Origin of the sequence: Micromonospora sp. NPDC093244 (assembly GCF_040683695.1) — a bacterium.
Taxonomy (GTDB): Bacteria; Actinomycetota; Actinomycetes; order Mycobacteriales; family Micromonosporaceae; genus Micromonospora.
In genome coordinates this window covers 76,641-99,807 of record NZ_JBFBEO010000009.1, presented here as the reverse complement: position 1 = coordinate 99,807, position 23,167 = coordinate 76,641, and the positions used below count along the sequence as shown (strand labels likewise).

Below are 23,167 nucleotides of genomic sequence, written 5' to 3'. Positions count from 1 at the left end.
ATGACAGTGCGGTTTCGCAGCATGCGGGGGCGGCTCAGTCGAAGTCGATTCGCATCAGCCTGCTGGCGGCCCAGTCCTCCAATCGGGTCGGCCTGATGGTGCCAGGGTCGTGGGGCTGGTTGAGGTCGTCGACGATGGCCGCGATGACTGTGGCCCGTTCGGTGGGATCGGTGACCGTTGTCGCGTGCGCCGGCAGGTCTGCTCTGACGCCGTTCTTGAGGTGGAAGGTGAAAGCGGGGTTCGCTCGTAGGTTCGCGTACCAGCCGGTCGCGCCTCCGCCCGCTCCGCTGCACAGATAGGTCGCGCCGTTGGCGCGATAGAAGAAGATTTCGATACGGCGGGGTCGTCCGGTACGCCGGCCGGTGGTGGTGATGTCCACGATTCGTTCGCGGGTTCCGGCCGCGGGTGTGATCTCGATGGCGCGCCTGACCTCGTGCGGCAGGTGCGCAAGTGGATCGGGTGGGCCGCTCTCACCACGCTGGTCTGCGAAGTTCATGCGGTCTCCTTCTGTAGAGCGGGGCCGAGGAGCAGTCCGCCGTCGATGACATACTCGGCGCCGGTGACGAAGGCCGCGTGCGGTGAGATGAGGAACAACAGCAGCGCAGTGATGTCGGCGGGCTGCCCCAGTCGCGGGACGGCGAACGGTTCGGGCGAGTAGAAGTCGGCGATCGGGGCGGCGCTGCCGGCCGCCGGCTCGGTGATGAACGGGGTGGCGACAACGCCGGGGTGAATGGCGTTGACGCGGATGTTGTCGCGGCCCAACTCAAGGGCGGCGGTCTGCGTGAGCCCTCGGACCGCCCACTTGCTCGCCACATAGGGCGCGTAGAAGGCGGTACCGCCCATGCCCATGGTGGAGGCGATGTTGACGATTGCTCCTCCTCCCGCGCGACGAAGCGCCGGTGCGGCCGCCTTGATGCCGAGGAAGGTGCCGGTGAGATTGATGTCGAGGATGCGATCCCACGTACCCCGTCCGGTGGCCTCGATGAGGGCCGGCGGGTTCTGCACCCCGGCGTTGTTGACCAGGACAGTGAGCGCACCGAAGGCCTTTTCGGTCTCCGCGATGGCGGCGGCCCACGACTCCTCCTGGGAGACGTCGAGGCGGACGAAACGCGCCAGGTCTCCCAGTTCGGCGGCGAGGTCGGCGCCGCGCTCGGCATCGATGTCGCCGATGACGACGTTGGCGCCTTCGGCGTGCAGGGCGCGAACGTGGCTGGCTCCCTGCCCGCCGGTGCCGCCGGTCACGAGAACTGTCTGATTGGCGAAGCGGGACATCTGATCCTCCGAGTACGTACGAGGGGCGGCAACCCGTGTAACCGGGTGGTGAGTCGCGCGACTCACCACAGCGAAGTTACGCCGCGGGGAGTGGTGAGTCAACCCACTCACCTCGCTATGATGGGCGCATGACCCCAACGCCGTCGGCTTATCACCAGCGCGTGGCGGAGGAGAAGCGCGCGCTCATCGTGCAGGCCGCTACCGAGCTCTTCCTCGAGTTGGGCTACGACCGGGCATCACTGGCGCGTGTTGCCGACAGTGCTGGGGTGTCAAAGGCAACGCTGTTCAAGCAGTTTCCGACAAAGGCGGCGTTGTTCGACGCCATCGTCATCGACTCCTGGGCCGAGAACGACGTCGCCGACGTGCCGCCCGCCGGCGACCTGACGGCCGGCCTGACGGTTCTGGGGCGGCGGTACGCGACGCTGGTGGGCCAGCCGGAGATGAGGGACCTGTTCCGCATCGTCATCGCCGAACTGCCACGCTTTCCCGAACTGGCCAAAGCGCATTTCTCGCAGGGCAAACTGCCGTACTTCGAGTCCGTCCGGATCTACCTCCTGGCCGAGCGCGACGCGGGAGCGGCGGACATCGCCGACCCGGAGCTGGCCGCTACGCAGTTCCTCGGGATGATCTCCAACTATCTGTTCTGGCCGAGCCTTCTGCTCCCGGACTGGACGGTGACACCTGAGCGCACAACCACGGTTGTGGAAGAGGCCGTCCGAACCATGGTTGCCCGGTATGGCGTCGATGCTCACCACCGGGACCGCGAGGCGCAGGGCCGCTGAGAGGTCCTGGCCGCAGACCTCAGGCGTTTCCGCACGGTGCGGAGCTGGGGCGTGACGGCCGACGGTGACGCCGGGCCGGTGCGGGGTGGGCGGGGTGGACCCGCCGGAAAGGCCGCACTGGCGTGCTCGACGAGCGCCGGAGAGGGCGCGGTTCGCCCACGAGAACGCTGTCGCGTACGGACGCGGGCCGGTCGCCATGGCGATCATCGACGTCTCTCGCTACGATCCGATATCGGAACATCACTGAGCGTCAATGTGGGCTGCCTGCGAGCCCTGGACGCTGCCAATCCGGCCCCGCCACGCACATGGTGCCGTCATCGAGGATCACGCCGTCTCGACGAAGGGAACCCGGATGACGGAGAGCCCGCAGACCACCGAGAGTCGAACAGTTCCGCCCGCGCGGCCGTACCCGTTCAGTGTGCCCGACCGCCTCGTCGTCGATCCGACCTATGGCGACCTGCGCGAGAACGAGCCGATGACCCGGGTGAAGCTTCCCTACGGCGAGGAGGCGTGGCTCGCCACCCGGTACGACGACGTCCGTACGGTCCTCGGCGACGTGCGGTTCGGCCGCGCCCCGGCCGTCCAGCGCGACGAGCCCAGGCTCACCCCGCGCCAGCAGTACAGCGGCATGCTGACCATGGACCCGCCCGATCACACGCGGCTGCGCCGGCTGGTGGCGAAGGCGTTCACGGCACGTCGGGTAGAGGCGCTGCGCCCGCGCACCCAGGAGATCGCCGACTCGCTGGTCGACGACATGGTCCGGCTCGGTCCTCCGGCCGACCTGGTGGAGCACGTCGCCACGCCGCTGCCGATCCAGGTGATCTGCGAGCTGCTCGGGGTCCCGTACGCCGACCGCGACCGTTTCCACATCTGGTCCGAGGCGATCGTCTCGACCACCTCCCTGCCCCTGGAGACGATCCAGGAGTACCTGAACAATCTCTGGGGCTACATCGGTGATCTGGTCGCCGAGCGCCGCCGCGAACCGGGGATCGACGACCTGCTCGGGGCGTTGGTGCGGGCCCGCGACGAGAATCAGGATCGGCTCACCGAGACCGAGCTGGTGGAACTGGCCGGAGGGCTGCTCGCGGCCGGCCACGAGACCACGGTGACCCAGATCCCCAACTTCGTCTACGTCCTGCTGCACAACCCGGACCAGCTGGCTCGGCTGCGGGCCGAGCCGTCGCTGGTGCCGGCCGCGGTCGAGGAACTGCTGCGGTACGTGCCGCTCGGCGTCGGCTCCTCCTTCGCCAGGTACGCCAAGGAGGACGTCGAGGTCGGCGGGGTGCTGGTCCGGGCAGGTGAGCCGGTTCTCGGCTCACTGTCGTCGGCGAATCGGGACGGTACCGTCTTCGCCGACCCGGACCGGCTAGATTTCGACCGCGAGCAGAACCCGCACCTGGGCTTCGGGCACGGCGTCCACCACTGCGTCGGCGCGCAGCTGGCCCGCATGGAGTTGCAGGTCGCCGTCGCCACCATCGTGACCCGCCTGCCCGGACTGCGGCTCGCCGTACCGGAAGCCGAGCTGCGGTGGAAGCGCGGCATGTTGGTGCGGGGCCTTCTCGGCATGCCGGTGGCCTGGTGAGTGCCGCGTGGCGGATCGGGGTGGACACGCACCGCTGCATCGGCACGAGCATCTGCGCCGGTACCGCGCCCGAGCACTTCCGCCTGGTCGACGGCCTGTCCACGCCGCTGGCCGACCTCGTCGCCCCGGACGACGTCATCCTCGACGCCGCCGACTCGTGCCCGGTGGAGGCGATCACGGTCCACGACACCACCGATGACAGGCTGATCGCGCCGCAGGAGTGACCGGAGATCGAGCCCTGTCGTCTGACCGGAGGCCGATACCGTTCGCGGTGCCCGCCAGCGGCTCCGAAGGCACCATGAGGGTCAGCGGCGCACCCGGTAGCGCAGGTGGAGCACCCGGTTGCCCTGGATCACCACGTCCGGATCCTCCAGCAGGTGCTGCGCGTCGACCGACCCGAAGTAGCGCTTGCCGGACCCGAACACGACGGGTACGACGTCCATGCGTACCTCGTCGACCAGGCCCGCGGCGAGCACCTGGCCACCGACGTCGCCGGCGGCGACCTCGACCACGCGGTCACCCGCGAGGTCCTGCGCCGTGGCCACTGCCGCCTCGACGCCGTCGACGAAGTGGAACGGCGCCTCCGGGTCCCAGCCCTCGGGCGCCGGCCGGTGCGTCACGACGACCACGTGGTCGATTCCGCTCGGAGGCTTGCCGTCCCAGCCGTCCGTCAGGTCGAAGACCTGGCGGCCCACTACTGTCACCCCGATCTGGTCCCAGTACGGCCGGATGTAGTCGAAGGACCTCTGCGACACCTTCAGCGCGCCGCTGGGGTCCAACGGGACATCGCCGCTGGACAACCAGTCGAACAGCGGCCCGGGCTGGTCATGCTCGTCTGCCACGAAGCCGTCCACCGACACCGAGCTGTACAAGACCACCGTGCCCACAAGGCTCTCCTCTGCGTCGGGATGCCCACAAATTAGCGTCTCGTGAGCTGCCGCTCTTGTAGGAAATCAGTCCAACGGCAGTGGCCAGCCGTCCAGCGCGTTGCCGGGATGTTCGCGCAGGAACCGCCGCCGGACGTCGAGGTACCGGGTTGGCGTGAGCCCGGTGAACGCCCGGAACTCGTGGCCGAAGTGGGCCTGGTCGAAGTAGCCCGCGCCACAGGCGAGATCGCCCCAGTCGATCGGTCCGGCCGGGTCGATCGTCAACACGGTGGCGGCGAAGCGCCAGGTACGGGCCAGCCGCTTCGGCGTGACGCCGATGATCTCCTTGAACCGCTGTGCCAGATGGGTGTTGCTGACACCGGCTGCCATCCTCAGGTCGCCGATCGCCACCGCACCGCCTGTCGCTTCGATGAGGCTGCTCGTATGGCGGACCAGCCCCAGGCCGGCGGTCTCGCGCAGCCGCCGCATCAGCTCCTCCTCGAGCAGCGTCAGCATCTCGTGCGATCCGCCCGCCGTGGCCAGCCGGTCCCGCAGTTCGGCAACGGCGGCCCGGCCCCAGACCTGCTCCACCGTCACCGGCCGGTCACACAGCTCAGCCGCGGGCATCGGCAGGAACGGCGCGAGCCCCCACGGCTTGAAGTGCACGCCGACGGACCGGGTCCGGCGAGGGTAGCCGAACTCCAACGCGCGGGTGGGCGTGGTGACCACGCAGCCGTCGGCGTACTCGGTCGTCTCGATGTCGGTTCCGGCGCGGATGCGGAACGGCGCCCCGAGGTTGACGATGAGCAACGCCCCAGGCATCGGCGGCAGCATCAGCCGGGCATACGGCGGCGCGCCCTCCAGGTAGTAGATGTCGTCGATCAGCCCGTCCAGCGGCGGTCGCGACACTCTGGACACGTACTCCACGACCACAGCATCGCCGACGCCCCGCCTGCATCGCGCGCCGAGACGTCCAAACCTGACCGCGTTTCCACTGACGTCTGGTGGACAGGAAAATCGACTACCGAGTCACTGGTCCCACCCGCGAAGCGGCGACCGACTCATCCTCTGTGGTGTCCGATCTGTGCTCCCGGCACCCGATCTCCCTATTCTCGGGGGAGCGCCATGACCGCTCGGCTGCAGGAGGTAAGCGTGAAACTTCTTCTCACGTCCGCTGGCGTCATGAACCAGAGCATCCGCGATGCGCTTGTCGACCTGCTGGGCAAGCCGATCGCCGACTCCAGCGCCCTCTGCATCCCTACGGCTTCCCACCCGATGGGCGGGCCAGCCTCGGCCTGGCGCTTCATCACCGGGCAGACACCGCTGCCCATGTGCGACCTGGGCTGGAAGTCGCTTGGCGTCCTCGAGCTGACAGCGCTGCCCAGCATTGGCGAGGAGCGGTGGGTCCCCTGGGTCCGGGAGGCTGACGTCCTGCTCGTGGCCGGCGGCGATACGACGTACCTGTGCCACTGGATGCGGCAGTCCGGGCTGGCGGATCTCCTACCGTCTCTGCGGGACACCGTCTGGGTGGGGTTGAGTGCCGGGAGCATGGTGCTGACCCCCCGGATCGGTGCGGACTTCGTCGAGTGGCAGTCCGCGCCCGACGACCGCACGCTCGGCGTCGTCGACTTCTCGATCTTCCCGCACCTGGGTCTCGAGCCGGACAACACCATGGCTTGCGCCGAGAAGTGGGCGGCCGAGATCACCGGTCCGGCGTACGCCATCGACGACCAGACGGCCATCAAGGTGATCGACGGCACCGTCGAAGTCGTTTCCGAGGGGCACTGGAGACTGTTCCCCGCGTAGTCGCGACCAACAGTGATCGGCGTGGCGAAGCGCCCACTCCAGAAGCGACGAGGGGCTTGTCGGACGGTAGGCCGTCGGCCCTTCTGAAGGTCAGCGATGGCTGACCACGTTTACCACCTTGCCGTCCGGGTCGCGGACGAAGAAGCGCCGGACGCCCCACTGCTCGTCGGTAATGGGGTGCACGATCTCTGCGCCCGTCGCGCGTACCGCCTCGTAGGCGGCGTCGACGTCATCGACCTCCACGCTGAGGTCCGGGTTCACGGAGGCCGCCGCATCTTTGGTGATGAGGATGATCTGGGCGGTGGGGTCGGACGGTGAGACGAGGTTGACCACCCAGCCCAGGTTCATCTGCTCACGGAAGCCCAGAAGCTGGTAGAAGCCGCTGCTCGCGGCCGGGTCGGTGGTCGTGATGTCGGGTACGGCGCGGCGAATCGTCATTCCGGATTCTGGCATGTCGAGTACTGCTCAGTTGCGGAGCAGGTGCTTGTCGGGTGCCTCGGCGATCTGCCGGGCCACGCGTACGAAGGCCGCCACCGCGGGCGAGCGCGACTCGGAGGGCCAGGCCACCTTCAGCGTCACCGGTTCGAGCTCCGGCACCGGACGGAAGGCGGTACCCGGCCGGGCGTACCGCCGAGCCACCCACTCCGGCAGGAACCACACGGCGGTGCCCACCTCGACCAGATTGAAGATCTGCGCGAGGTCCAGCGGCCGCTGATTGCCTACCATGCGGGCCCGTTCGGCCGGTGACCCGTCGGGGAGCTGCCGGCCGGCCAGGTCGGCCAGCCGGATGGTTGTCCGCGCGGCAAGCGGGTCGGCAGCCGGTAGCGCCACCATGCTCGGCCCGGTCAGCAGTAGCTCGCTGTCCAGCCCGTCCTCGTCGCCGAGAGCCGGTATCAGCGCCACGTCGGCACGCCCGTCGCGCAGCGCCGGCACCTGCTCGCCGCGCGCGCCGAGCAGCAGCTCGACAGGCATGACGTCGTACGCCTCAAGGATCAACGGCAGCAGGCCGCCGTCGTAGTCGGCCTTGAGCGCCAGCCGCAGGGCCGGCGTCTCCTGCCCGGCCCGGCGGGCCCGGCGTTGGGCGGCGCCGATCGCATCCAGTGCCACCTTGGCGTCGGCCAGCAGGGTCTCGCCGGCCGGGGTCAGTGCCACCTGCCGTGTGGTACGGATCAGAAGCTGCACGCCGAGCTGCCGCTCCAGATCACGGATGGCGCGCGACAGCGGCGGCTGGGCCATGCCGAGCCGCTCGGCGGCCCGGCCGAAGTGCCGCTCCTCGGCGACCGCCACGAAGTAGCGGAGCTGCCGCGTCTCCAGATCACTCATACCGCCACGGTATCAATCCAGAGGGAGATGGTCTTTCCGCTCCGCCGCCGATCCGCGTTGACTGGAGTCGTCAGTTACCCCACCGAACAGGGATGAAAGCCATGATTGTGGTAACCGCTCCGACCGGCCACATCGGCGGCCAGCTGGTCCAGGATCTGCTCGAGGTGGGCGCGCCCGTGCGGGTGGTGGCACGTGACCCCGCGCGGCTGGCGCCGGGCGTCGCCGAGCGGGTCGAGATCGTTCGAGGTTCGCACGGCGATCCGACCGTCGTGGCCGAGGCGTTCGCCGGCGCCGCTGCCGTCTTCTGGCTGGTGCCGGCCGACCCGCTGTCGACAAGCCTGGACGAGGCCTACTCCGGCTTCACCCGCCCGGTGCTCGACGCGCTGGCCGCCGTGCCGCGCGTGGTCGGCATCTCGGCGCTGGGCCGTGGCACGCCGGTGGCCGGGCGGGCCGGGCACGTCACCGCGACGCTCGCCATGGACGACCTGATCGCGGCGACGGGCGTGCCGTACCGGGCGCTGACCATGCCGTCCTTCATGGACAACGTGCTGTGGCAGCTCACCCCGATCACCCAGCAGGGCGTCCTGTACGGGCCCGCCGTGCCGGACCTGTCCGCGCCCACCGTCGCCACCAGGGACATCGCCGCGGTGGCCGCCCGCCTGCTGCGCGACGACACATGGACCGGCTTCCAGGAGGTGCCAGTCCTGGGCCCCGAGGACCTCACCCACAACGAGATGGCCGCCGTCATCGCCGACGTGCTCGGCCGTCCCGTCCGCTACCAGCAGGTTCCCGGCGAGGCCTTCAAGGAGAACATGCTGCGGACCGGCGTCTCCGAGGGCATCGCACAGGGCAGGCTGGACATGGCCGTGGCCAAGAACGAGGGCCTGGACAACGGCGTCGCCCGCACCCCCGAGTGGAGCACAACCACCACCTTCCGCCAGTGGTGCCTCGACGTGCTCAAGCCCGCCGCCGACGCATGAGATGACGTCATCCGGCTGTCTGACATCAGGCAGCCGGATGGCTGCGTGAGGGGCTCGGACACCGGTCGCTAGCGGTTGCCCCGGCGCGCGGCGCCGCCATACAGACGCTCGACGGTTACCGTCGTGCCCTCAAGAGTGAGCCACAGGGTCAGGCCGTGGGCGATGCTCACGTCGCCGGTCAGTATCTCGCTGCGACGCGAGTAGTTGGCGGCCTCGTCGGCCAGGACGTCGTGGACGACGACATCGCCCGCTGGCAGCGGCGCCGGAAGTTCCACCGGGCGGCTGAGCCCCCGCCGGGCATTGGCCTGTGGGGCGCCGCGCGCCGCCGCGCTCCACCGCACACGTACCCGCTGGACGACGATCACGCTCACACCATGGCCCACGGCCACACGTCCCGCCAGCCCATATCTGTTCATGCCACGGCTACGGATGCGTCACGGCGGCGGGTGTGGACACGGCTGATCAGCGGCGGCGGCGGCGGGCCATCCACTGCCAGATGTGTGTGCCGTTGTGACTCGGGTCGTTGCGGGCCACGTAGATCCAGGACCAGTGACCGGGGAACTGGTAGCCGTTCCAGACGACATGGTCGTACAGGGTGATCAGTGATCCCGGGATGAGGTCGTGGGCGTGGATCGTGTTGGTCTCCGGTGGCACGGTGTCGTCGTCACGCGAGGTGACCAGCCACGTCGGGGTCTGGATGCTCGCCAGCTCCGCGTCGGTGATCAGCGGCGGGCCCTCGCCGTTGAGCGGCTCGACGACGCCGCAGATCGGCACCGACGCGGCGAACAGGTCGGGATAGGCGACTGTCATCTCCAGCGACATGTAGCCGCCGTTGCTGCAACCGACCACGTAGATCCGATCCGGGTCGACACGCTTGCGGCGTACGAGGTCCTGGACGATCTCGCGGATCAGCGGGGCGAACCGGGGGCCGTCCTCCATCCAGTAGGAGGTGCTCTGCGGAGCGACGACGTACGCGCCGGAGAAGATTCGTTGAGCCTCCGGGGTGGCGAAGCCCAGTGCCCCGCGGTTGGCGCGCAGCGTGGTCTCGTTGTCGTAGTAGTCGTCGGGCAGTGAGGCGCCCTCGCCGCCGCCGTGCAGCCAGAGGATCAACGGTCGCCGACCGTGCCGGGGCGATGGCTTGGGGGAGTACAACCGGTACTTCAGGCCCGAGCCCGAGACGTGGTGGCTGAAGACGTCCACCTCGGGGTTCGACAGCCGCCCCTGCACGAAGCGCGTGATGGTGAGCGGCTGGCCGTGTCGGCGGACGAGTGGGGTGTTCTGCGTGATGGTGTAGACGAGGTCCAGCCGGACGTTGCGGCCCCTGCTCACGATGTAGCCGAGGGTGCCACCGCCGAGTTGACCTTCGGCGGAGCTGAGCTCCAGCACGATGTTTCCGTGCCGGTCGAGCCGGGCCGCGGTCACCGTGCGGTCCAGGTCGTACTCGCTGAAGATCAGGTCGCCGGGAGCGATCGGGATCGGGCTGGTGGCCTTGGCATGCACGGTAAACGTGCCGGGGGTGAGCCCGGCGGGGTCGATCGGGCCGAGTCGGCTGGTGTCGAGGGTGACCGAGGTGACCTGTTCACCGCCGTCGAGCGTTCTCGCGTCGAGAGTGAAGCTCACGCTGGTGCTGTGGTGGCCACCGGCCTGGGCGGCGGTGCCGGGCAGCGCCAGGCCCATGGCGGCACCGGCGCCACCGGCCAGGACGGCGCGGCGAGTGACAGACGCGGACATGCGGGCCCCCGATGTTTGCGATGTAGACGCTCGTCGATCAGTTCCAAGCTAGTGCCGCAGAGATCCGCTGGCAACCGGTGGCTGCAGCCGTCGCGGTGGAGACTCGACAGTCCCTCCCTCGGCTGCTGCTGACCCTGCGGCAGGTCGAGATCGAGCAGGTACCAGCGGAGGTCGTCTTCCGCCCGGGGCGATCACCTGTCGATCGCCCCGGGTTCCGTTCGGCGGTCGGCCCGCCCGTGCCTACATCGCCGTGGCGGGACTGAGCTCGACGACGCTGCCCGTGGCGCGGGACTGCTCGGCCGCCCAGACGATCCGGTGTGAGGAGATGCTCTCCTCGGGCCCGGAGGTGACAAGTGAGCGGTCCCCGGTGGAGACCGCCGCGATGAACGCCTCGATGAGTGCCCCGTCGGCGCCGCCGTGTCCGTCGGCGGCCGAGGCGTCGCCGTCGGGATCCAGGTCGATGGTTTCGACGGTGTCGGTGAGGAAGTCGTGGACGCGCAGGGTGCGGCCGTCGCCCTCGATGCTGCCGAGCGTGCCGAAGATCCGGGTCTTGCGGAAGTCGAGCGCCGTGAAGGCCGTCATGGTGAACGCGACGGTGGTGCCGCCCTCATATTCGAGGTTGACCACCTGGTGGTCGACGACGTCGTTGCGGCCCGCGTAGACGCAGACGCCGTACGGGCCGTCCTCAAGGGCTTTTCGGACGCCGTCCGCGCTCACGTCGTCGGTGAGTACGCCCAGCGGCCACGCCTCGTGGACGGGGTCACCGAGGAAACGTTCGTAGATCCGGACCGCGGAGTAGGCACACGATCGTTCGACCGGGCAGTCGACGCAGCGCGTGGTCGCCCCGGCCGGGCGGTTCTCCGGCCGGAAGTGGGCGAGGCCGCCGAAGGAGGAGACCCGCCGGACCGGTCGGTCGATGAGATGGCCGAGCCAGTCGATGTCGTGACACGACTTGGCCAGCAGCATCGAGGAGGACTCGGCCTCCACCGCCCAGTTGCCACGTACGTAGCTGTGGGCGTGGTGCCACCAGCCGACGGGCTCCAGGTGGTCGATGCTGACGATGGTGCCGATCCGTCCGGCGTCGAGCAGCCCCTTGAGGATCCGCGAGTAGGGCGTGTAGCGGAGCACGTGGCAGACGGCGAGGAGAACGTCGTTGTCGACTGCCGCATTGACGATCCGCTCCGCCTCGTCGGGCAGCGGCGCCATCGGCTTCTCCAGCAGGATCGCGTAGCCGAGTCCGGCGAAGGCCACCACCGGCTCGACATGCGCGCGATCGGGGGTCGCGACGATCACCGCGTCGGCGAGCCGGGGGTGTGCGGCGAGGTCTTCCCACGAGGCGAACCGGTGCTCCGCGGGTACGTCGAACTCGTCGGCCAGCGTGGTGCGGCGGGCGGGGTCGGGATCGGCGACAGCTGCGATCGTGGCTTCTGTGGTGCCGGCGGCGAGCCGCGCGTACGCAGCGCCTCGCGCTCCGGCACCGACGATCGCCAGAGTGATGGACATCAGGTGTCTCCTATTTGATGGCGCCGGAAAGGATGCCTTTGACGAAGTGGCGCTGGAAGAAGAGGTAGAGGATGACCACGGGCACAATGACGATGATCGTTCCGGCACTGAGCAGCGGGATGTTGCGGCCGTAGGCCTGGATGAACTTGCCGAGCCCGGACGGTGCCGTGCGCATGGCCGGGTCCTGGATGAGGATCAGCGCGAGCAGGAACTGGTTCCACGCCCACATGAAGTAGAGAAGGCCGAGAGTGGTGAGCGCCGGCCGTGCGGTGGGCAGCAGGATCCGGCGCAGGATCTGCCCGTCGGACGCGCCGTCCATCTCGGCGGCCTCGGTGAGTTCCGGTGGCAGCGACTCGAAGTGGCTGCGCATCCAGAACACCCCGAACGGCATGAACGCCCCGATGAGCGGCAGGATGACCGCCCAGTAGGTGTTGAGCAGACCTATCGACTTCAGGTCGTAGTAGAGCGGGATGACTATCGACTCGTACGGCAGGGCCAAACCCAGCATGAGCAGCGCGAAGATCGGGCCGCGGACGGCGAGCCGCATCGTCGCCAGCCCGTATCCGGCGAGTGTCGCGAGCACCACCGCGAGGGGTACGACGCCGAGCGCGATGATCAGACTGGACCGCATGAGGTCGGCGAATCCGCCGGTCGACCAGGCGTCGACGTAGTTGTGCCACTGCGGATCCGACGGCCACGCGAGCCCTGGGCTCAGATTGTCCTGTGGTTGCAGTGATGCGGCCAGGATCGCGTAGAAGGGGACGAGCACCGAGGCCGCGGCGGCCAGCAGCGACAACCGGGTCAGCGACCGGATCATGGCTTCTCCCGGGTGAGGCGGTTCAGGGCGAACATGATCGCGCAGGTCAACAGGGACAGGACGACGGCGAGCGCGCAGGCGGTGCCGACCTGCCCGGCGGTGAAGGTCAGCCGATAGATGGCGACGCCGGGCACCATCGTCGACTCGCCGGGGCCGCCGGCGGTCATCACGTAGACGACGTCGAAGCTGGCCAGGGCGGCGATCACGGTGACGGTCGCCGCCACCGACAGCTCCCGGCGCAGCCCTGGGACGGTGACGTGCCAGAACTCGTGGATCGCGCCGGCGCCGTCGAGCCGGGCGGCTTCGTACAGGGACGGGTCGATCTTGCCGATGCCGGAGTACAGCAGCAGGAAACAGAGCCCCGTCGAGACCCAGGTGCCGACGACCCCGACCGCCGGATAGGCCCAGGTGAAGTCACCCAGCCAGGCCCGGGTCAGGTCGGACAGGCCGACCGCGCTCAGCAGCGCGTTGAACGGTCCCTCGTCGTCGAAGAACAGCTTCCACACGCTGCCGACCGCGACGAGCGGAAGGATCTGCGGCAGGAAGATCACGGTCCGGATGAAGGGCATGCCCTTCCAGGGAACGTTCGCGACGAGCGACGCCAGCACCAGGCCGAGACCGATAGGGATGACCGAGTAGAAGATGATCAGCCCGAAGGCGTGGATCAGGGAGAGCCGCAGCGCCGGGTCGGCGAGGATCTCCCGGTAGTTGTCGAGCCCAGCCCAGGTGGCGACGCCGATTCCGTTCCAGTCCCAGAACGAGATCCACAGGCTACGCGCCCAGGGTGCGATCACGAAGGCCGCGTAGAAGAGCAGCGCCGGCGCGGTGTAGAGCAGCGGTACGAGTCGTGCCCGCGACCGCCGGGCCCGCACCGGCGTCGCGGGTGCGACGACGGTACGGTCCCGGACGGTCACGCGGTTCGCGAGGCTGTCAGCCATGCGTCTTGGCCCAGTCCGCCTGGACGGCCCGGACGAACGCGGCAGGGTCGCTCTTGCCGGCGATCAGCTTCTGGGTCTCGGCGACCAGGGTGTCGTTCATGGTCGCGGTGGCGTTGTTGTTGAACCCGATGAGCCCGTCATCGGCGTTGACCTTGTTCCACGCGGCGACCAGTTCGGCGGAGATCGTGCCCGGCTCGGCGGTCACGGTCGAGGCGTCCGAGGGCAGGAAGCCCTGGGCGAAGGAGGCCTTGGCGGCCTCCGGGCCCCGCAGGAAGTCCAGGAAGGCGGCAGCGGCCTGCGCGTTCCTCGACTTGCGCGAGATCCCGTACGCGACCGAGGTGCCGATCGCGGTGGCCTTCGGGCCGGGGAAGGGCACGAAGCCGGCGTCGCCCTTCAGTGCGTCGCCGATCTTCTTGGAGTCCCAGGATCCGTCGACGAAGAAGACGCCGTCGCCCTTGGTGAACTTGTCCACCGCGCCCTGGAGGTCGATGCCGTTGGCGTCCTTGGAGTAGTAGCCCTTCGTACCCCAGTCGGTGATGCTCTGGGCGCCCTTGGCGTTCCCGGTGGTGTCGAAGGTGGCTCCGCCCTCGCCGAAGACCCACTTGGCGTACGCCGCCGGGCCGTCCGTGGACTGCCCGATGAGCTGGATCGGGAAGGCGGCGTGGCCCTCCTTGTTGCCGAGCTGGAGCGGGGTCTCACCGCCGGCCTTGGCCTTGGCCAGGGCGGCCTCCAGATCCTCGAGCGTGGCCGGAGCCGCGGCGATGCCGAGCTTCTTCAACTTGGCCTTGTTGTAGTAGAGCCCGACCTGGGAGAAGGACGCCGGTGCCGCGTACAGGTCGCCGGAGCCGAGGGTGGTGCCGTCCTTGGCGACCCGCCACTGGTTGAGTTGTCCGGCCGGGTACGCCGACTCCCAGCCGTACGCCTTGGCATAGGGCTGGAGGTTGAGGATCAGCTGGTCCTTGACCGTGGTGCCCACCGCGTTGAGCAGCACGATGTCGGGCGAGGTGTCGCTGGACAGCGCGAGGTTGAGCGACTTGTTGTAGTCGTCGTACGTGGTGTCGACGTAATTGATCTTGACGTTGGGGTGCTTCGTCTGGAACGCCGGGATGATGTCCTTCATGGCGGCCCCCGACTCGGGGGTGGCGATCAGGTTGAGTTCCACGGGTCCGCTCGGAACGCCGGTCTGGACGGGCGCGTTCGCGTCGGCGGCCGGTTCGTCGCCGGAGGAACTGCCGGGTGCGCACGCGCCGAGCGCGAGGAGCACGGCTGCCGCACTGAGCGCACTCTTCACGGATGTCATGGATTTCATAAGGTCTCCCAGGGCAGGAGTAGTTTCGAAGGAAACTTGCGTTCGCTATAGTGGGCCGTCTACGAACGCACGTCAAGGGGCAGCGAATGACCGTAGGTGATGCTCTTCCGGGCGGGGACCAGAGCGCCCTACGGCACCTGAACACGCGTCGTGTGCTGCGGCTCCTCTACGAGGGACCCTCGCTGACCATCAGCGGTGTCGTCCGGGAGACCGGGCTGTCCCGCCCCACCGTGCAGGGCATCCTGACCTCACTTGTCGAGTCTCGACTCCTGGCCCTGGACGGATTCGACAACGCCCCGACCGGAGGGCGGCCCGCGCAGCGGTACCGCTTCGCCGCGAACGCGGGCATCCTGGCCGGCCTCGACATCGGGGCGCACGCGGTATCGGTGCGCATAACCGACCTTGCCGGCGCGCAAGTGGCGGCCGCTCGGGCCGCCATCGACCCGGATCTGGACCCGGCCGGTCGCATCGATGCCGCGGTCAACCTGCTGCGACGCACGATGCCGGCCGACTCGCCGCGGTTGTGGGCGGCCTGTGCCGGTTCCCCGGGCATCATCGCCGACGGCGTCGTGCGACTGAGCGTTGCCATCCCGGGCTGGACCGGCACGGCACTGGCCAAGGAGCTCACGGCCCGTTTGGACTGCCCGGTGAGCGCGGTCAAGGACGCCAACCTCGCGGTCCTCGCCGAGCACCGGGTCGGTGCCGCGCAGGGCGTCGACCACGTCCTGTACGTGCATGCCGGGCACCGTCTCGGTGTCGGTGTCCTGGTGGACGGCAGGCCGTTCGGCGGTGGCCGAGGAGCTGCCGGCGAGATCGGTCGGCACCCGGGTCTGGGTTGGGAGGCGGCACCCCGAAAGCTGCTCTCCGACGCCGGGGTTGCTCCCGGCATGAATTCCCGCGAGTGGGTTTTCGCGCAGGCCAGGCGGGGGGACAGGCGCGCGGTCGAGGCCGTCGACGACTATGCCCGGGCGCTCGCCGAAGGAGTCGGTGCCATGGTTCTCGCCATGGATCCGCGGTTGGTCGTGGTGGGAGGTGGCATCGCCCGTGCCGGCGAGACGGTCATGGAGCCGGTGCGGCGCCACCTCGCCGAGATCCTGTACGAGTTGCCAGGCCTGGCGATCTCCGCGCTCGGCGACGACGCGGTGGCGATCGGGGCGGTCGAGACCGCCCGGGACGCGGTCCGCGCGGAGCTCTTCACGGACGGCTCTTGACGGCGGCGAGGCTCACCCGCATATTCGAAAGAACCTTTCTTTCGATATCGAGGAGTGCCGCGTGGCGCATCGCCTTCGAAGAGTTCTTGCCGCAGTCAGCTCGATGATCCTCGGTGTCACCCTCGCCGGCGTCGTCACCGCCCCGTCGGCCCAGGCAGCAGACACCCCGCCCAGCCCGCTCGCCAAGCCGGGCTACACGCTCGACTTCGCCGAAGAGTTCGACGTCAGCACCCTCGACACGAACCGCTGGCTGCCCTACTACCTGCCGCACTGGACCTCCCCGGCCAACCGGGAGTTGGGTGCCAAGGCGCGCTACACCATCGCCGACGGCGTGCTCACCCAACGGCTCGACGCCGACACCCCGGCGTGGAATCCGCAGTACGACGGCACGGTCAAGATCTCCTCGATCCAGACCTACAACAAGGACTACTGGCACAAGTTCAACGGCTCGATGCCGTTGAACCACCACGAGCCCGACTTCAACGGCTACACGTTCCAGTACGGCTACGTCGAGCTGCGCGCCAAGAAGTCGAACGTCGGCGGCGGTGGCCACCAGGCACTCTGGCTGGTCGGCACGGGGGACACGTCAAGCGCCTCGCGCAACCCCGAGGTCGACATGGTCGAGACGTTCTTCTCCGAGCCGAACAACTGGCGGATCGCCGCCCACGGCTGGGGCGACCCGAACTTCCTGTCCAGCTCGTACGCGTCAATCGCACCCGTTCCCAGCGGGTCGCCGACCACCGAGTTCCACACGTACGGCATGGAGTGGTCTCCCACCGACATCAAGTTCTACTACGACGGTCAGCTCTACCGGACCATCAACGACGCCCCCAACATGCCGATGGGGCTGATCATGGGCATCTACACCGACGCCGGCTCCGGTCAGCACAACAACGTCTGGCCCAAGACGTGGAGCGTCGACTACCTGCGCGTCTACAAGAAGGACGGCGGCTACCCGTTGTCCTATCAGCGGCTGAAGAACCGGCAGACCGGCCAGTACGCCAAGGACGACGGCAGCGGCACCGCGAGGTACGTCGCCGCTTCCGGCACCGACCAGTCCGCCCAGTGGGCAGTCGAGAACGTCGACGGTTACGTCCGGTTCAAGAACCGTGCCACAGGCAACTACCTGCACGTGGAGAACCAGACAGGCAACGTGCAGACCGGTGCGGTGCCCGGCACCTACTGGTCGGCGCAGTGGGCCCAGGAGTCCGTCGACGGTCGCCTCCGCCTGAAGAACCGCTGGAAGGGCACCTACGCCCATACCGAGAACATGACAGGCAACATCCAGTACGGCGCTGCTCCCGCCAACTGGTGGACCAGCCAGTGGGTTCTCGAACCCGTCTCCTGACGAACCGCGACCAGCCTGTTTCGTGAGCGGAGCGACGCGGTTCCCGCCGCTGTTGTCGAAGGGCGGGTGCCGCGTCGCTCCGGCACGCCTGGCGACCGAGTACTGGGACACGTTGGCGATCATCGATGTCTAGCCGCATTGTCGTACGTATGACAGGTGTCTCCTCGTCCCCGCTGTTCCGCCTCATGGTGGCCGCCGTCGCCCTGTCGACGGTGGCGCTCGGCACTGCTCTGAGCGCCGCACCGGCGGCCGACGCCGGCACCGCGACGCCCGCCGCGTACCCCGGGGTCGCCCCGGCGGCCGGGGTGGCCGCGGAGCCGGCCACGGCCGCGCGGGCGATGCCGATCACTGCGGCCAGCACGCCGAACACCTCGCCGTTCCCGCCGGGCGCGCCCACGAACCTGACCGCCGCCGAGGTGCGGACCACGTCGGTAACCCTCACCTGGACGGCCGCCACGCCGGGCTGCTGCGCCATCGCCGGCTACGACATCTCGTACTCCCAGGATTTCGGCGACCTGGGCTTCAGCACCAGCGTCGGGGACGTCACCACCACCACGATCACCAACTACATCGGGCCGGGCCAGCAGTACATGTTCCGGGTGTCCGCCCGGGACAGCCTCGGACACCGCTCGAACGTCAGCAACGCGTTGACAGTAGTCACCCCGGTGACGGACACCGGCCCGGACACCACCCCGCCGAGCGCGCCGCAGAACCTGACCCTCGGCGAGGTGACCGCCTCGACCGCCACGCTGTCCTGGTCCCCGTCGACCGACGACGTCGGCGTGCTGGGGTACAACATCTACGAGTTCGACGGCTGGTTCACGTCGAGGCTTGCCGCCACCGTGCCGGAGACGACGTACACGGTGTCGCTACCCCTGTCGAATCCGCTGCGGAACCGGTTCTACGTCCGCGCCAAGGACGCGGCAGGCAACGTGTCCATCGCGTCCAACACGGTCACCCTGACCACGACGCCCACCCCGCCGCCGTCGACCTGCCTGGTGACCTACCGCAACCAGTCCGAGTGGCCCGGCGGTTTCGTGGCCGCCGTGACCGTTCAGAACACCGGAACGGCACCTGTCGACGGCTGGACCGTCACCTTCGGCTTTCCCGGAGACCAGCAGGTCACCTCGGGGTGGAACGCCACGGTCGGCCAGACCGGCGCCGCCGTGACCGCCCGCAACGTCGACTGGAACAGGGTTCTCGCACCGGACGGCTCCGCGACCTTCGGCATCCAGGGCCGGTGGAGCGCCAGCGACACGCCGCCCACCGGCTTCTCGCTCAACGGCGCCGCATGCACCGTGGGCTGAACGTGGCCCGTCAGCCGTGAAAGGAGGACCCGTGAGCGCCAGGGCACTGATCGGGGCTGTCGCGGCAGGCGTGCTCGCCGTCTCCACCACACTCGTGGGCACGCCGGCGCCCGCGTCGGCTGCGAACACTCTCACCATGCGGGGCGCGGACGTCTCCTCGTTGCAGCGGAGCCTGGACCTGGGCGCGAGGTACTACGACTCCGGCGGTGTCGCCCGCGACCCTCTGGACATCCTGAAATCCGTAGGTGTCAACTACGTCCGCCTGCGCGTCTTCAACAACCCGGCCAGCGGCTACAACAACAAGGACAGAGTGTTGACCCAGGCCACGGCGGCCAGGGCCAAGGGCCTCAAGGTGCTCGTCGACTTCCACTACTCCGACACATGGGCGGACCCGGGCAAGCAGTACAAGCCCGCCGCGTGGGCCGGCCACAGCCTCAGCCAGCTGCGCACCGACGTGTACGCCTTCACCTACGACGTTTGCTCCAGCCTCAGCAGGCAGGGCACCCCGCCGGACAGTGTGCAGATCGGCAACGAGATCAACGTCGGGATGCTGTGGAACGAGGGCAGGGTCGTCAACAGCGACTTCGCCCCGCTGGCCGGCCTGCTGAAGCAGGGCTACAACGCCACAAAGGCATGCGGCAGCGGCATCCCCGTGATGATCCACACCGCGAACGCCGACAGCAACGCCAACGCCCGCTGGTTCTACGACGGCATCCGCGCCCAGGGCGTGCAGTGGGACATGACAGCACTGTCCTACTACTGCGTGTGGCACGGCAGCCTGGCGAACCTCTACGACAACATCGTCGACCTGCGCGGCCGCTACGGAAAGCCGGTGGTGATCGTGGAGACCGCGTACCCCTTCACCCGGAACAACGCGGACAGCGAGCCGAATGCCATCGGCGACGCGACCTGCGACGGCATCAGCGCGACCTGGTCCGGGCAGGCCCAGGAGTTCGACTGGGTCCAGAACACCGCCCGCAACGCGGGTGCCGTCGGTGTCTTCTACTGGGAACCGACCTGGTACGCCGTCCGAGGCAACGGCTGGGACCCGGCCAACATCAACGGCACCGGAAACCAGTGGGACAACATGGCCGTCTTCGACTGGTCCGGGCGGGTGAACCCGGGCGTGCGCTGGACGCCCTGACCCTCTGCTGTCCCTTTCGAGAGTCAGATCAGGGCTGCGGCGAGAGCGCGGAACGCGTCGGCCGGGAACGTCGTTGCGTCGCCACCGTTGAGTACCTGGATCGCCACCTCGTCCGCGCCGGCCTGGTAGTGCTTCTCCAGCCCGGCCGCGACCTGCTCCACTGTGCCCCACGGGATCAGGGCGTCGACGAGGCGGTCGCTGCCGCCGTCGGCGAAGTCGTCGTCGGTCCAGCCGAATCGACGCAGGTTGTTCGTGTAGTTCGGCAGTGCGAGGTAACCGCTCGTGTACTGCCGCGCGGTGGCACGGGCGGTGGTGGCGTCCGCGTCGAGGACCACCGCGACCTCGGGGGCGAGCAGCCGGTCCGGCCCGATCGCCGTCCGGGCCTCGGCGGTGTGCTCGGCGGGGACGAAGTACGGGTGTGCCCCTGCCGAACGGTCGCGGGAGAGCCCGAGCATTCGGGGGCCGAGGGCGGCCAGGACGCGCCGCTCGGCAGGGAGCCCGGCGGCGTCCAGGCCGTCGAGGTACTCCACCATTCTCGAGTACGGCTTGCGGTAGTCGGTGCCGCTGCCCTCCACCACCACCGCGTGGCTGGCGCCGAGACCGAGCAGGAACCGGCCGGGATGTGCCCGCTCCGCGTCCTGGGCGAACGCCGCCACCTCAGGGGGCGACGAGTGCCAGATACTCACGATCCCCGACGCGACACCGATGCGCGTGGTCCCGTCGAGGAGTTCCCGGAAGCGTGGGGCGACGTTCTCTCCGAAACCGCCGGCCGCCCCCACATACCCTCCGTTCGACGGTCGGCGGGGATCACGACGCGGTGTACCGTCGCCGCATGACGGTGCTGCAGGAGTTTGTCGCCGCTCTTTCCAGCGGCCGGATCCAGGTCGTCGACCTCACCGCTCCGCTGTCGGACCAGACCCCGATCCTGGGTCTGCCCGAGCAGTTCGGCCAGACGTGGCCGTTCCAGCTCAGCGAGATCAGCAGGTACGACGACCGTGGTCCCGCCTGGTACTGGAACAACTTCTCCACGGGCGAGCACACCGGCACCCACTTCGATGCCCCGGTGCACTGGGTCAGCGGCCAGCAGGGCGCGGACGTGTCGCAGGTCCCGGTGAGCCAGTTGATCGCCCCGGCGGTGGTGATCGACCACACCGCGGACGCCGCCGACAACCCCGACTTCCTCCTCGAGGTCGAGCACGTCAAGGCGTGGGAGGCGGAAAACGGCGTCCTGCCCGCCGGCGGCTGGCTGCTCTACCGCACCGGCTGGGACGCGTACGGCGACGACCCGGAGCGGTACGCCAACGCCGGTCGTACCCCGGGCATCTCCGTGGAGTGCGCCCGCTGGCTGGCCGAGGAGTCCCCGATCCAGGGTGTCGGGGTGGAGACGGTCGGCACCGACGCGGGTGCCGCGCATTCGTTCGACCCGCCGTTCCCGTGCCACTCGTTCCTGCTCGGCCAGGAGAAGTACGGCCTGACCCAGCTCCGTAACCTGGCGCAGTTGCCGCCGACCGGCGCGGTGGTGATCGCCGGGCCGCTGCCGATCGTCTCCGGGTCCGGCAGCCCGTGCCGCGTTCTCGCGCTTGTCGAACGGTAGGTCCTGAGCGCAGATGCTGGTAGCCGAGGTGGTCGGACGGGTGCTGCACGGACACGGCGTACGGCACGTCTTCGGTGTGGTCGGCAGCGGCAACTTCCACGTCACGAACGCTCTCGTGACGGCCGGCGCCCGGTTCGTGGCGGCGGCCCACGAGGGTGGCGCGGCGAGCATGGCCGACGGTTACGCCCGTACCTCCGGGAGGGTGGGCGTGCTGTCGGTGCACCAGGGTCCGGGTGTCACCAACGCGCTGACCGGCCTCACCGAGGCCGCGAAGAGCCGTACCCCGATGGTGGTCCTGGCTCCGGAGGCGACAGCGCCGCGCTCGAACTTCTTCATCGACCTGCCGGCACTCGCCGCCGCGGTCGGGGCCCACTTCCATCGGGTCCGCGCGACGCACGCGGCCGAGGACGCGGCGGCGGCCTACCGGGCGGCGGCCCGGGGCGCGACCGTGGTGCTGGGCCTGCCGTTGGAGGTGCAGCACAGCGTGACCGAGCCGTGGTCCGGCCCGGTGCCCGCGATCGCGCCGACCTCGGCCACCGTCCCGCCTGTCGAGCCGTTGCTGGCCGCGCTCCGCGCCGCACGGCGACCTGTCTTCATCGCGGGGCGGGGCGCCCGGGGCTCACGGGAACCGCTGACCCGCCTCGCGGACGCGTGCGGCGCGCTGCTCGCGGTCTCGGCCGCGGCGAAGGGGCTGTTCGCCGGGGATCCGTGGAACCTCGACGTGGCAGGCGGTTTCGCCACCCCGCTCGCCGCCGAGCTGATCGGCACGGCGGACCTGGTCGTCGCGTGGGGGAGCACGCTGAACATGTGGACCACCCGGCACGGCGAACTGATCCCGCCCTCGGCCGTCGTCGTGCAGGTGGACCACGACCCGACCGCGTTCGGGGTGAACCGCCAGGTCGACCTGACAGTGGCCGGCGGGGTGACGGCGGTCGCCGAGGCGGTGCTCGGTCGGCTGGGCTCCACCGGGCCGGTGGACGGCGGCTGGCGTACGCCGGAGCTGGCCCGACGGATCCGCGACCACGGCCGGTGGCGGACGGTCCCGTACCAGGACGAGGGCGGTGGCGCACCGGCGACCATCGACCCGCGGACACTCTCGGCGGCCCTGGACGACCTGCTGCCTCCCGAGCGGACGGTGGTCGTGGACTCCGGCAACTTCATGGGCTACCCGTCGATGTGGCTCGACGTGCCGGACGTGGCCGGCTTCTGTTTCACCCAGGCGTTCCAGTCGATCGGGCTCGGACTGGCCAGCGCGCTCGGCGCGGCGGTCGCCCGACCGGACCGGCTCACCGTCGCGACGGTCGGCGACGGTGGCTTCGTCATGTCCGCGACCGAACTGGTCACCGCCGTCCGGCTGGCGCTGCCCCTCCTCGTGGTGATCTACGACGATTCGGCGTACGGCGCCGAGGTGCACCACTTCGGCCCGGACGGGCACCCGCTGGACACGGTCACCTTCCCCGAGACGGACCTGGCCGCGATCGCCAGTGGCTACGGCTGCGGCGGAGTGACCGTCCGGACCGTCGACGATCTCGGGTCGGTACGCCGATGGCTCGCCGGTCCCCGTACCCGGCCGTTGGTGGTCGACGCCAAGGTCAGCGCGGCGCGCGGATCCTGGTGGCTGGAGGAGGCGTTCCGTGGCCACTGAGCCACCGCC

24 protein-coding genes are annotated in these 23,167 nt (G+C 69.3%); 11 read left to right on the top strand and 13 right to left on the bottom strand.

The genetic code is table 11. The annotated features are described in order from the left end of the window. Positions 1-34: 34 nt before the first annotated feature. Positions 35-496, bottom strand: coding sequence for a nitroreductase/quinone reductase family protein (locus AB0N27_RS28535; RefSeq protein WP_364376348.1), 462 nt, complete (start codon positions 494-496; stop codon positions 35-37). Continuing rightward, positions 493-1,272 (bottom strand): SDR family oxidoreductase, encoded by a 780-nt coding sequence (locus AB0N27_RS28530; protein WP_364376345.1) that lies wholly within the window; start codon positions 1,270-1,272, stop codon positions 493-495. Before AB0N27_RS28530 ends, AB0N27_RS28535 begins: the two co-directional genes overlap by 4 nt. 128 nt (positions 1,273-1,400) lie before the next feature. On the opposite strand from AB0N27_RS28530, the gene AB0N27_RS28525 reads away from it, so the two are divergent. The 3 genes from AB0N27_RS28525 to AB0N27_RS28515 all read left to right on the top strand — a co-directional run bounded on the left by AB0N27_RS28525 (position 1,401) and on the right by AB0N27_RS28515 (position 3,860). Then, entirely contained in the window at positions 1,401-2,054 is a 654-nt protein-coding gene (locus tag AB0N27_RS28525) for a TetR/AcrR family transcriptional regulator (protein WP_364376342.1), read from the top strand. A gap of 352 nt (positions 2,055-2,406) precedes the next feature. Beyond that, the gene (locus tag AB0N27_RS28520) at positions 2,407-3,636 is read left to right on the top strand and encodes a cytochrome P450 (protein ID WP_364376339.1); all 1,230 of its coding nucleotides are present in this window, start codon (positions 2,407-2,409) and stop codon (positions 3,634-3,636) included. Further along, positions 3,633-3,860 (top strand): ferredoxin, encoded by a 228-nt coding sequence (locus AB0N27_RS28515; RefSeq protein ID WP_364376336.1) that lies wholly within the window; start codon positions 3,633-3,635, stop codon positions 3,858-3,860. The genes AB0N27_RS28520 and AB0N27_RS28515 overlap by 4 nt, the downstream gene beginning before the upstream one ends. Positions 3,861-3,941: 81 nt before the next feature. On the opposite strand, the gene AB0N27_RS28510 is transcribed toward AB0N27_RS28515, so the two are convergent. Further along, positions 3,942-4,523 (bottom strand): dihydrofolate reductase family protein, encoded by a 582-nt coding sequence (locus AB0N27_RS28510; protein WP_364376333.1) that lies wholly within the window; start codon positions 4,521-4,523, stop codon positions 3,942-3,944. A gap of 66 nt (positions 4,524-4,589) precedes the next feature. Next, positions 4,590-5,429 carry a helix-turn-helix domain-containing protein gene (locus tag AB0N27_RS28505; RefSeq protein ID WP_364376330.1) on the bottom strand — a complete coding sequence of 280 codons (840 nt, stop codon included), beginning with the start codon at positions 5,427-5,429 and terminating at the stop codon, positions 4,590-4,592. 225 nt (positions 5,430-5,654) lie between these two features. Between AB0N27_RS28505 and AB0N27_RS28500 the strand changes: the two genes are divergently transcribed. Continuing rightward, complete coding sequence (locus tag AB0N27_RS28500; RefSeq protein WP_364376435.1) at positions 5,655-6,308, top strand: Type 1 glutamine amidotransferase-like domain-containing protein; 654 nt, start codon at positions 5,655-5,657, stop codon at positions 6,306-6,308. A gap of 90 nt (positions 6,309-6,398) precedes the next feature. On the opposite strand, the gene AB0N27_RS28495 is transcribed toward AB0N27_RS28500, so the two are convergent. Then, positions 6,399-6,746, bottom strand: coding sequence for a VOC family protein (locus AB0N27_RS28495; protein WP_364376327.1), 348 nt, complete (start codon positions 6,744-6,746; stop codon positions 6,399-6,401). Positions 6,747-6,773: 27 nt separating this feature from the next. Next, positions 6,774-7,631: a LysR family transcriptional regulator gene (locus AB0N27_RS28490; protein ID WP_364376324.1), complete on the bottom strand. Its 858-nt coding sequence runs from the start codon at positions 7,629-7,631 to the stop codon at positions 6,774-6,776. Between the two features lie 101 nt (positions 7,632-7,732). Here AB0N27_RS28490 and AB0N27_RS28485 point away from each other — a divergent pair, with 101 nt between their 5' ends. Beyond that, a complete protein-coding gene (locus tag AB0N27_RS28485; RefSeq protein WP_364376321.1) occupies positions 7,733-8,611 on the top strand; it encodes an NAD(P)H-binding protein in 879 nt (292 codons plus the stop codon). Positions 8,612-8,679: 68 nt separating this feature from the next. Here the strand turns inward: AB0N27_RS28485 and AB0N27_RS28480 are convergent, their stop codons facing one another. From AB0N27_RS28480 to AB0N27_RS28455, 6 genes are all read right to left on the bottom strand, one after another. Further along, positions 8,680-8,976: a hypothetical protein gene (locus AB0N27_RS28480; protein WP_364376318.1), complete on the bottom strand. Its 297-nt coding sequence runs from the start codon at positions 8,974-8,976 to the stop codon at positions 8,680-8,682. 97 nt (positions 8,977-9,073) lie between these two features. Then, a complete protein-coding gene (locus AB0N27_RS28475; RefSeq protein WP_364376315.1) occupies positions 9,074-10,342 on the bottom strand; it encodes a PHB depolymerase family esterase in 1,269 nt (422 codons plus the stop codon). A gap of 240 nt (positions 10,343-10,582) precedes the next feature. Further along, entirely contained in the window at positions 10,583-11,845 is a 1,263-nt protein-coding gene (locus tag AB0N27_RS28470; protein WP_364376312.1) for a Gfo/Idh/MocA family oxidoreductase, read from the bottom strand. Positions 11,846-11,855: 10 nt separating this feature from the next. Further along, positions 11,856-12,662, bottom strand: coding sequence for a carbohydrate ABC transporter permease (locus AB0N27_RS28465; protein WP_364376309.1), 807 nt, complete (start codon positions 12,660-12,662; stop codon positions 11,856-11,858). Next, positions 12,659-13,576: a sugar ABC transporter permease gene (locus AB0N27_RS28460; RefSeq protein ID WP_364376306.1), complete on the bottom strand. Its 918-nt coding sequence runs from the start codon at positions 13,574-13,576 to the stop codon at positions 12,659-12,661. The genes AB0N27_RS28465 and AB0N27_RS28460 overlap by 4 nt, the downstream gene beginning before the upstream one ends. A gap of 16 nt (positions 13,577-13,592) precedes the next feature. After that, positions 13,593-14,900 carry an extracellular solute-binding protein gene (locus tag AB0N27_RS28455; RefSeq protein WP_364376303.1) on the bottom strand — a complete coding sequence of 436 codons (1,308 nt, stop codon included), beginning with the start codon at positions 14,898-14,900 and terminating at the stop codon, positions 13,593-13,595. A gap of 95 nt (positions 14,901-14,995) precedes the next feature. On the opposite strand from AB0N27_RS28455, the gene AB0N27_RS28450 reads away from it, so the two are divergent. The 4 genes from AB0N27_RS28450 to AB0N27_RS28435 all read left to right on the top strand — a co-directional run bounded on the left by AB0N27_RS28450 (position 14,996) and on the right by AB0N27_RS28435 (position 19,919). Next, complete coding sequence (locus AB0N27_RS28450; protein ID WP_364376301.1) at positions 14,996-16,120, top strand: ROK family transcriptional regulator; 1,125 nt, start codon at positions 14,996-14,998, stop codon at positions 16,118-16,120. A 61-nt stretch (positions 16,121-16,181) separates the two neighbouring features. Beyond that, on the top strand, positions 16,182-17,468 hold the full coding sequence (locus tag AB0N27_RS28445) for a family 16 glycosylhydrolase (RefSeq protein ID WP_364376298.1): 1,287 nt from the start codon (positions 16,182-16,184) through the stop codon (positions 17,466-17,468). 149 nt (positions 17,469-17,617) lie between these two features. Continuing rightward, positions 17,618-18,775, top strand: coding sequence for a cellulose binding domain-containing protein (locus AB0N27_RS28440; protein WP_364376296.1), 1,158 nt, complete (start codon positions 17,618-17,620; stop codon positions 18,773-18,775). Between the two features lie 46 nt (positions 18,776-18,821). Then, positions 18,822-19,919, top strand: coding sequence for a glycosyl hydrolase 53 family protein (locus tag AB0N27_RS28435; RefSeq protein ID WP_364376432.1), 1,098 nt, complete (start codon positions 18,822-18,824; stop codon positions 19,917-19,919). Between the two features lie 23 nt (positions 19,920-19,942). Here AB0N27_RS28435 and AB0N27_RS28430 read toward each other — a convergent pair whose 3' ends face one another. Further along, the gene (locus AB0N27_RS28430) at positions 19,943-20,698 is read right to left on the bottom strand and encodes a TIGR03620 family F420-dependent LLM class oxidoreductase (RefSeq protein WP_364376293.1); all 756 of its coding nucleotides are present in this window, start codon (positions 20,696-20,698) and stop codon (positions 19,943-19,945) included. Between the two features lie 53 nt (positions 20,699-20,751). Here AB0N27_RS28430 and AB0N27_RS28425 point away from each other — a divergent pair, with 53 nt between their 5' ends. Further along, on the top strand, positions 20,752-21,513 hold the full coding sequence (locus AB0N27_RS28425; protein WP_364376290.1) for a cyclase family protein: 762 nt from the start codon (positions 20,752-20,754) through the stop codon (positions 21,511-21,513). Between the two features lie 13 nt (positions 21,514-21,526). After that, positions 21,527-23,158, top strand: a complete 1,632-nt coding sequence (locus AB0N27_RS28420; RefSeq protein WP_364376287.1) for a thiamine pyrophosphate-binding protein — start codon at positions 21,527-21,529, stop codon at positions 23,156-23,158. Positions 23,159-23,167: the final 9 nt, after the last annotated feature.